The organism is Blautia sp. AM42-2 (assembly GCF_003480245.1).
Classification (GTDB): Bacteria; Bacillota; Clostridia; order Lachnospirales; family Lachnospiraceae; genus Fusicatenibacter; species Fusicatenibacter saccharivorans.
Genome location: NZ_QUIM01000002.1, coordinates 483,258 through 493,480 on the forward strand (window position 1 = coordinate 483,258; position 10,223 = coordinate 493,480).

The 10,223-nt window shown below is 49.1% G+C and carries 4 protein-coding genes; 3 read left to right on the top strand and 1 reads right to left on the bottom strand.

All coding sequences use genetic code 11. The annotated features are described in order from the left end of the window. Window positions 1-16 precede the first annotated feature (16 nt). Together DW915_RS05285 and DW915_RS05290 are read left to right on the top strand one after the other, a co-directional pair. On the top strand, window positions 17-712 hold the full coding sequence (locus tag DW915_RS05285; RefSeq protein WP_055219339.1) for a uracil-DNA glycosylase: 696 nt from the start codon (window positions 17-19) through the stop codon (window positions 710-712). Beyond that, window positions 705-2,330, top strand: coding sequence for a putative polysaccharide biosynthesis protein (locus tag DW915_RS05290; RefSeq protein ID WP_118741720.1), 1,626 nt, complete (start codon window positions 705-707; stop codon window positions 2,328-2,330). The genes DW915_RS05285 and DW915_RS05290 overlap by 8 nt, the downstream gene beginning before the upstream one ends. 103 nt (window positions 2,331-2,433) lie before the next feature. On the opposite strand, the gene DW915_RS05295 is transcribed toward DW915_RS05290, so the two are convergent. Beyond that, entirely contained in the window at window positions 2,434-6,687 is a 4,254-nt protein-coding gene (locus DW915_RS05295) for a 2-hydroxyacyl-CoA dehydratase (protein WP_118594945.1), read from the bottom strand. A 257-nt stretch (window positions 6,688-6,944) separates the two neighbouring features. Between DW915_RS05295 and tgt the strand changes: the two genes are divergently transcribed. Next, the gene (gene tgt / locus DW915_RS05300; protein ID WP_118741730.1) at window positions 6,945-8,084 is read left to right on the top strand and encodes a tRNA guanosine(34) transglycosylase Tgt; all 1,140 of its coding nucleotides are present in this window, start codon (window positions 6,945-6,947) and stop codon (window positions 8,082-8,084) included. Window positions 8,085-10,223 lie beyond the last annotated feature (2,139 nt).

A 10,223-nucleotide genomic window follows, 5' to 3' on the forward strand; every position in this document is an offset into this window, starting at 1 on the left:
GGAAGGAGAAAACGATATGCCGCCTCTTAGCGGAAGCTGGGCAAATGCCCTGAAGGGAGAATTCTCCAAAGACTACTATAAAAAACTGTTTCAGACGGTGGGTGCGGAGTATAAAACTCACACCATTTATCCACCGGCTGATGATATTTTCAATGCGTTCCACTTTACCCCGCTCGAGCAGGTAAAAGTGGTCATCCTGGGCCAGGATCCGTACCATGAGCCGGGACAGGCGCACGGGCTCTGCTTTTCTGTAAAACCGGAGGTAAGTATTCCGCCGTCCCTGGTCAACATTTACAAGGAACTTGAGGACGATCTGGGATGCTATATCCCGAACAACGGATATCTCGAAAAATGGGCACGGCAGGGTGTTTTAATGCTGAACACGGTGCTGACTGTACGTGCGCATCAGGCAAATTCCCACAAGGAAATCGGCTGGGAACAGTTTACCGATGCAGCGATCAAGGTACTCGCAGAGCAGGATCGACCGATGGTCTTTATCCTCTGGGGCCGTCCGGCGCAGCGGAAAAAAGAGATGATCCACAATCCAAAGCATCTGGTGCTGATGTCCGCTCATCCGAGTCCGCTCTCTGCATACCGTGGATTTTTCGGCAGCCATCCGTTTTCCAGAACAAACGAATATCTGGAAGAAAACGGTCTTGCGCCGATTGACTGGCAGATCGAAAATGTAATACGGGAGCAAAAGCATGAGTAAAAAGAAAAATACATTATTGAGAAATACTTCTATTTTAATGGCGGCAACGATTATCTCGCGTGTGATCGGCCTGCTGTACCGGTCACCGCTCGGCGAAACCATTGGAAATGAGGGACTTGGCTATTACAGTACAGCGAGCAATCTGTACACGATCCTGTTGCTGATCTCGTCCTACAGTATTCCGATGGCAGTGTCGAAAATCGTATCCGAGCGCCTGGCCTTAAAAGAGTACCGCAACGCACACCGCGTCTTCCACGGTGCCCTGATTTATGCGGTAATTGTCGGCGGAATCGCTGCACTGGTGGCATTTTTCGGCGGAAAATTCCTTCTGCCGTATAACCAGCAGAATGCACTCCTTGCCTTACGCGTACTGGCGCCGACCATCTTTTTCTCGGCTGTTCTCGGCGTTCTGCGCGGTTATTTCCAGGCCCACAGCACGATGATGCCGACCTCGATCTCACAGATCATCGAGCAGGTATTCAACGCCGCATTCAGTATTGGCGCTGCCTGGTTCTTCATCCAGCAGTTCGCGGCAAACGATACCGAACATGCCAAATTCGGTGCCGCCGGCGGAACCCTCGGAACAGGAGCCGGTGTCCTGGCAGGCCTCTGCTTTATGCTGATCGTTTACGGCGTAAACCGGAAAACAATTCTGCGGAAAGCTGCCAAAGACACACATCACCGTGAAGAATCCTACCGTGAAATTTTCCAGGTCCTTTTCCTGATGGTAACGCCGGTCATCTTTACGACCTTTATTTACAACTGCAACGCTTATCTGGACAACTACCTGTTCTTCACCATCCTCGGATGGCACGGTGAAAACCAGAAAGCACTGAACGCTGCATACGGAGAGTTCTCCAACTACTACGTCACCCTGATCAACGTTCCGCTTGCCATGGCAAGTGCATCTGCATCCGCCATGATGCCGGAGGTGTCCTCCTGCTATGCAACCGGTGACCTTGATGAGGCAAACGACAAAATCCTCGAGACCATCCGCCTGACGATGTTCATCTCCATCCCGGCAGCCGTCGGCCTTGGCGTACTCGCATTCCCGATCACAGGAGTCCTATTCCCGTCAAGCTCCAGCCTTTCCGGAAAACTGTTGATGATGGGCGCCGTTTCGGTCGTATTCTCGGCCCTGTCCACCATCACCAACAGCGTCCTGCAGTCCATCGGCCAGCAGAAAAAAGCCCTGCATAACGCAGCCATTTCCCTCGGAATGGACCTCATCGTCCTGGCCCTGATCCTCGCAGTCTTCCCGAAGACAAACATCTATGCCGTTGTCTTCGCAGGAATCCTGTTCTCGCTGAGCATGTGCGTATTGAATAACCTTTCGATCCGCAAACACCTGAACTTCCGCAACGAGTTCAAAAACACCTACGTAAAACCATTGATCGCAGCCGCCATCATGGGAGTCGTAACCTGGGTTGTTTACTACGGCCTCTTTGCCATCACCAAACGCCCGTCCATCAGCATGCTGATCGCGATTCTGATCGCCATTGTCGTCTACCTGATCGCTTTCGTCGTCGTAACCGGCACAACCGAAGCCGAAATGCGCCGCATGCCAATGGGAACCAAACTGGTAAAAGTCCTGCGTATTCTGCGGATTTACCGTTAAAAACAACAAAACAAAAGCAAAACGAATCCCCGGCCGGAAAGCCTTGATAACAGCTTTCCGGCCGGGGATTTATTTTGATGTTCAGAAAATATATTATGTAATTTTACGCGTCTTTCTCGCCATTTGGCTCCTGCTTCAGGTTCTTATTCGCAGTAGAAAGCATCAGCTTAATACGATTGAGCTGGTTAACCTCCGAAGCACCCGGATCGTAGTCAACCGCCACAATATTCGCCTTCGGATACTCCTTGCGGATCGCCTTAATAACACCCTTGCCGACAATATGGTTCGGCAGGCACGCGAACGGCTGGATGCAGACGATATTGTAAACATCGCTGTGGATCAGCTCCATCATCTCGCCGGTCAGGAACCATCCCTCACCAGTCTGGTTGCCGCAGGAGACGATCGGAGAAGCATATTTGGCCAGATCCCGTACGTCAGCCGGCGGATCAAAATGCTCACTCTTCTTGAACTCTGCAACAGCCGCACTCCGTAGCCAGTTGATCAGCTTGATACCCGTATTTCCGAGCATCGAAGAACTCTTCTTGAAGCCAAGGTGCTCCACCTTGAAATTCGTATTGTAGAAGCAGTAGCAGAAGAAATCAATCAGATCCGGCACAACCGGCTCCGCACCTTCACTTTCGAGCAGCTCCGCCAGATGGTTATTCGCCGCCGGAAGGAACTTAACGAGAATCTCGCCGACAATACCAACGCGAGGTTTCTTCTCATCCGTAATCGGAATATGGTCAAAGTCGCGGATCATCGTGCGGCAGATCTGTTTAAAGCGGGTATGGCTTAAATGTTTTGCCGAAACAAAATCAATACAGATCTTCTCCCATTTCTTGTGAATCCGGTCTGTCGTGCCCTTTTTCTGCTCATAAGGACGCATCCGGTAAATACATTTCATCATGATATCGCCGAATTCTGCTGCATAGCAGAGACGAATCGCAAGATCCGGTGTGATCTTGAAGCCCGGATTTTCCTCCAGACCGCTCAAGTTAATCGAGATGACCGGAATCTGCGTCATATCGGCCTTCTCCAGTGCACGGCGGATAAATCCGATGTAGTTCGAAGCACGGCAGCCGCCGCCGGTCTGGCTCATGATGACAGCCACTTTGTTCAGGTCATACTTGCCGGAGAGCAGCGCCTGCATAATCTGTCCGACTACCATCAGAGACGGATAGCAGGCATCGTTGTTGACGTATTTCAGTCCGACATCAACCGCCTCTTTGTTGTCGTTCGGAAGCACTTCCAGATTGTATCCGGCTGCGTTGAACGCCGGCTGCAGAAGCGAAAAGTGGATCGGTGACATCTGCGGGCAGAGGATGGTGTAGTCTTTCCGCATTTCTTTCGTGAAGACCGGTTTCTGGATCGAGGACGGAAGAATCTCGCGTACCGCCTGTTTCCGGTCATGTGCACGGAGGGCAGCGAGCAGAGAGCGGACACGGATTCTGGCAGCGCCGAGGTTGTTGACCTCATCGATCTTCAGGCAGGTATAAATCTTGCCGCTTCTGGTCAGAATCTCATAAACCTCATCGGTGGTAACGGCGTCGAGACCGCAGCCGAACGAGTTCAGCTGAATCAGGTCAAGATCGTCGCGTGTCTTTACATAGTTTGCAGCTGCATATAGACGGGTGTGGTACATCCACTGGTCATTGACACGGAGCGGACGCTCGAGCGGTGCCAGATGGGAAACAGAGTCCTCCGTCAGCACGCACAGTCCGTAGGAGTTGATCATATCCGGGATACCGTGATGGATTTCTGGATCGATGTGGTACGGACGGCCGGCAAGCACGATGCCTCTGCGGCCGGTTTCTTTCATATACTGAAGCGTTTCCTCGCCTTTTTTCTGCATATCGCGTCTTGCAGCGCCAAGCTCTTCCCATCCGGCATGAACAGCAGCACGGACTTCATCCTCCGGCAGACCGGAGAACTCTTTGACAAGACCATCGGCAAGCACCTTTTCACTCGTAAACGCAAGGAACGGATTGCGGAACGTAATGGAATCGTCCTGCAGCTCGTCCACGTTGTTTTTGATATTTTCCGCATACGAGGTAACGATCGGGCAGTTGTAGTGGTTGATGGCTTCCGGGAACTCGGTGCGCTCGTACGGGATACACGGGTAGAAGATGAACTTCACACCGTGGCGTAAGAGCCAGGTCACATGGCCGTGCGCCAGTTTGGCCGGATAGCACTCGGATTCACTTGGAATCGACTCAATACCGAGCTCGTAGATCTTGCGGCTCGAGGTCGGAGAGAGTACCACGCGGTATTTCAGCTGCGTAAAGAAGGTGTACCAGAACGGATAATTCTCAAACATATTGAGGACTCTCGGAATGCCGACCTCTCCGCGGATCGCTTCATCCTGCGGCAGCGGCTGGTAGCCGAAGATCCGTTTGTATTTGTATTCGAACAGGTTCGGAATATGATCTTTGTTTTTCTCTTTTCCGATACCGCGCTCGCAGCGGTTTCCGCTGATGTACTGACGGCCGCCGGAGAATTTGTTGATGGTCAGACGGCAGCTGTTCGTACATCCCTTACAGTTTGCCATCGTGGTCGAATATTTCAGCTCGTTGATCTTTTCAATGGAGAGCATCGTGGTCTCCTGATCGGCGGAGTAGCGCTCTCTTGCGATCAGCGCCGCACCGAACGCACCCATGATGCCGGCGATGTCCGGGCGGATGGCTTCGCAGTTGGCGATCCGCTCAAAGCTTCGGAGAACAGCGTCGTTGTAGAACGTACCGCCCTGTACGACGATGTGGCGTCCCAGCTCGGTGGCATCCGAAACTTTAATTACCTTATATAATGCGTTTTTAATAACGGAGCAGGCAAGTCCGGCAGAAATATCGGCGACGGATGCGCCCTCTTTCTGCGCCTGTTTTACCTTGGAATTCATAAATACGGTACAGCGGGTACCAAGATCGATCGGGTGTTTTGCAAACAGCGCCTCATGCGCGAAATCCTGCACGCTGTAGTTCAGGGACTGCGCGAACGTCTCGATGAAGGAACCGCAGCCGGAGGAACATGCCTCGTTCAGCTGTACGCTGTCTACAGTGCCGTTTTTGATCTTGATGCACTTCATATCCTGGCCGCCGATGTCGAGAATACAGTCGACTTCCGGATCGAAGAATGCGGCAGCGTAATAATGGGAAATCGTCTCTACCTCACCCTCGTCCAGCATCAGTGCAGCTTTGATGAGCGCCTCGCCGTAACCGGTCGAACAGGACCAGGCGATCTGTGCGGAATCCGGCAGTTTGGAGTAGATCTCCTGGATCGCGCGGATCGATGTGCCGAGCGGATTTCCGTGGTTGTTGCTGTAGAAGGAATAGAGAAGAGCACCGTCTTCGCCGACGAGTGCAGCTTTGGTCGTCGTGGAACCGGCATCAATACCGAGATAGCAGTTTCCTTCGTAGGTGGAAAGATCGGCGGTCACGACGTTGTTGACACTCTGGCGCGCCAGAAATTCGTCATACTCGGCCTGATCTTTAAACAGCGGCTCAAGACGGGCAACCTCAAAATCGATAGCAACTTTCTCTTCGAGCCGTTTTTTCAGTGCGAGAAGGGAAATCTCGGTTTTTCCGTCTGCATTCATCGCAGAACCGATGGCTGCAAACAGGTGGGAGTTGTCCGGTACGATTGTATGCTCGTCATCCAGTTTTAAGGTACGGACGAATGCTGTCTTTAATTCCGAGAGGAAGTGCAGCGGGCCGCCGAGAAAGGCAACGTGGCCGCGGATCGGTTTACCGCAGGCAAGACCAGAAATGGTCTGGTTGACAACTGCCTGGAAAATGGAAGCGGAAAGATCCTCTTTTGTTGCACCGTCGTTGATGAGCGGCTGGATATCGGTTTTTGCGAATACACCGCAGCGTGCTGCGATCGGATAAATCGCCTGGTAATGCTTCGCGTATTCGTTGAGTCCGGTTGCATCGGTCTGCAGAAGAGAAGCCATCTGGTCGATGAAAGAACCGGTGCCGCCGGCGCAGATACCGTTCATACGCTGCTCCACATTGCCGCCCTCAAAATAGATGATCTTGGCATCCTCACCGCCGAGCTCGATGGCAACGTCGGTCTGCGGAGCGAGTGCTTTTAACGAAGTGGAAACCGCGATAACTTCCTGCGTGAACGGGATGCCGAGGTGGTTGGCAAGCGCAAGTCCGCCGGAACCGGTGATGACCGGCTGCAGGGTCAGTTCGCCCAGCTTTTCGTGTGCTTCCCCGAGCAGGTGGGCAAGGGTTTCCTGAATGTTTGCAAAATGGCGCTCGTAATCGGCAAAGAGAAGCTGGTTCTCTTCGTCGAGGATCGCAATTTTAACAGTGGTGGAACCGATGTCGATTCCGAGAGTATATTTTTTATCAGTCATGAATCAAACTCCTTTTATAATAAGAAACAATCTCAACACATTATACGACAAAAAATAAGGAAATACAATTGGAAAAAGGGCGATGTCTTACGAAAAAAGTATAAAGTCCTTGTGAAAAATGGAGAAACCAGGAGGGAAAAAGGCAGAAAAAAGAAAATTCAGGCATTGTCAAAAACGGGTTTTGCCTGTATACTAAAAAGAGTATGCCCTGCATGAAAAACAGGCGGCAGGGATCATGAGAAAGGATGAAAAGCGTTATGTATAAAATTCTGAAAATGGAAGGAAGAGCGAAGCGCGCCCACATGGAAACCGTGCACGGCAATATCGAGACGCCGGTATTCATGAATGTCGGAACCGCGGCAGCGATCAAGGGAGCTGTTTCCACTGAGGATCTCCAGCAGATCGGCACGCAGGTAGAGCTCTCCAACACGTACCACCTCCACGTGCGTCCGGGCGACGAGGTTGTAAAGAAGATGGGCGGACTCCACAAGTTTATGGTCTGGGATAAACCGATCCTGACCGACTCCGGCGGATTCCAGGTATTCTCTCTTGCAGGCCTTCGGAAAATCAAGGAGGAGGGTGTCTATTTCCACTCCCACGTAGACGGAAGAAAGATCTTCATGGGACCGGAGGAGAGTATGCAGATCCAGTCCAATCTGGCATCCACGATTGCGATGGCCTTCGACGAGTGCCCATCGAGTGTGGCAGACCGCCGTTATGTGCAGAATTCCGTGGACCGTACGGCAAGATGGCTGCAGCGATGCAAGGATAAAATGCAGGAACTGAACCAGAGAGAGGATACCATCAACAAGCACCAGCTGCTGTTTGGTATCAATCAGGGAGCAATCTATGAAGATATCCGTATCGATCATGCAAAACGGATTTCCGAGATGGATCTTGACGGATATGCCGTCGGCGGTCTTGCGGTAGGAGAGACACACGAGGAGATGTATCATATTCTCGATGAAGTGGTTCCGTATCTGCCAAAAGAAAAACCGACATATCTGATGGGTGTCGGAACACCGGCCAATATTCTCGAGGGTGTAGAGCGCGGCGTTGATTTCTTCGACTGTGTATATCCGAGCCGGAACGGACGTCACGGTCACGTTTATACAAATCATGGAAAAATGAATTTGTTCAACCAGAAATATGAGCTGGACCCTCGCCCGATCGAGGAAGGCTGCCAGTGCCCAGCGTGCCGCCATTACAGTAGAGCCTATATCCGCCATCTGCTGAAAGCAAAAGAGATGCTCGGCATGCGCCTCTGTGTTCTGCACAATCTGTATTTCTACAACAATATGATGACAGAAATCCGGACTGCACTCGACGAGGGCAATTTTGCTTCCTACAAACGTGCAAAACTCGCAGGCTTTGAGGAATACGACAAAAAGGAGTAATAAATGAGCAGACTGAAAATTTAGGTAGTACAATAAATTAGGGCATCAGTGGATAAAGCCTCTGGTAATTGCTGATTGAGATTTGTATGATCCGTGGAAAAATAGCATGATACTTAAATATAGAGATGTTGAGTGGTATAATCATAAGAAGGCTGGTTGATCAGGTTAAATAAAATTTACATAAAGTTAAACGGATAATGATATAGCGCTGTTTGTTAAGAGTAATTTATATATTCGTTTACATATTTTGCACCAATTTACAACTTTTTTATAAAAAAATATTGTACAGACCTTCTGATGGATAATGAGTTTGACAAAAACATTACAAAGGAGTGACCCTGCACAACAAATACATTATACAACGAGAATCCCCTGATTGGTAGACTTCATCAATATTTTTGATTTATATTGAAACTTTTTCTGGTCCGAAGGGAATGTCTAAAAAGTGTGTAAGTAAATTGTCTGACAATTTCCCCTTTGCCTGCTTGACTACCTTGCTTTAAATGTCGGAATGCCAGTCATGGTAAGGGTTCCAGCCTTGACTGACAATTCTGGCATTTGATAAAATCTTGAGAGCAGATTAGAAGAACTTACACAGTTTCTATTACATTCTCGTTCCGAAAGCAGATACACTGTTTCTGCAGATACTATCTATACTGACTTTGGAATCTACATATTCTATCCGGCTTTTGTATCAGCATTTTTATCTGGAATAACAAAGAAATCACTGAATGTATTTTATTATGCATGTTCTTATGCAAAGATTGATTATTCCAGATTTGTGAATAACATTGCCCGGATTGTTTTGAAACTGATACTTGATTCCTTGCAGATGCAGTTGGTATTTTTACGTATCGATGATACAATGGTATCCAAATTTAGTATAAAATTTAAAAATGTTTCAAAACTGTTTGACCATGCTGCACACAATGGCTCCAACTAACTGAATGGATACTACTTTGTGAGTGTTATGCTCTGCGTACCTGTCTGGAATAATGATAAGGTGTCTTACCTTTCCGTTTCACTTAGTCATCGTATATGGCAGAAAAATAATCCAAACTGGAACTGGCAGCATCCATAATCTGGCACGTTATGCCGGAATATCACAGCAAAGATCATGTCATCATCCTTTGTGACAGCTGGCATTGCACCTACGCATACCGGTCGGCTGGGACGTCCTGCCAAACATGGAAAACATCTTTCTATTGAGAACGATTTTATGTTTTCCGGTGAAAAGATCGGTGATTATTATACCGGCATCCGCCGGGGTCTTACTAAGATCTTCGGCAACAGGGAAGTCCTTGCCTATAGCAATCCTCTTAAATAATGCAATCTCTTTACAGGGGTGATAAAATATAGTGTAGGAGATGTGCGCCAGTTCGGTGCCGAATATATAACTGGTGGGAATCCAGTCTGGTAAGACCTAGCAAGTCGCCAGTACCGAGTCCTTGGAGCATCGAAGGCTAACAATGATGTTTAAGCGTAGGACAGGGAACAGGAACGCCGTAATGCGAAAGCGTGAAGTGATTGAGCTTCGTTAGAATTATCGATTGTGTTGGGTGGTCTGCTACCGCCCTGGGTCACCAATAAGGAATAATCGCTAAGCGAGATTATGAAAACACACCGGAGTCCCAGAGCACGGCATACCTGATATAGTTATATTCGACATATCTGGGAGACCTGGAAAGTTCTGGACATGAGCCAGTAGGGAGCTTCTTGTATAATTCAAATATAGTGCGAGCTGAGAAATCAGCTAAGCTGATTTCCTCTGGCGAGCGGAGAAAACTCTGCTTGCTTTTGTAAGCTGATTGTATATAACAGGAAAATCCTGTCGGGTAGGGTCTAGCCAACCGCCTGTACCGAGTCCTTGGAGTCGAAACGGTAACGTCAGATTTAAGCGTAGGACAGGGAGCAACAGAGCCGAAACGAAAGTGAAGTGATTGAGCTGGGAAATTATTATGAGGTTGGAAATGGTCGATGTGCTTATATTTACAGCAGACAACATTTCTGTAACCGCTATGGCAAGGAAACAGAAACATCCCCCAGTCTGAGAGCTTGGCGAGGTTGATGATAAGTATACAACTATAAATGAGCAAATAACGAAAATTGCACAAAATCACCCTGCAATCGTTAAAACTT

Bases quoted from the DNA above. Each gene is read 5' to 3' on its own strand.
- DW915_RS05285 (WP_055219339.1), top strand. From the start codon at position 17: ATGCCGCCTCTTAGCGGAAGCTGGGCAAATGCCCTGAAGGGAGAATTC.
- DW915_RS05295 (WP_118594945.1), bottom strand. From the start codon at position 6,687: ATGACTGATAAAAAATATACTCTCGGAATCGACATCGGTTCCACCACT.
- tgt (WP_118741730.1), top strand. From the start codon at position 6,945: ATGTATAAAATTCTGAAAATGGAAGGAAGAGCGAAGCGCGCCCACATG.
- DW915_RS05290 (WP_118741720.1), top strand. From the start codon at position 705: ATGAGTAAAAAGAAAAATACATTATTGAGAAATACTTCTATTTTAATG.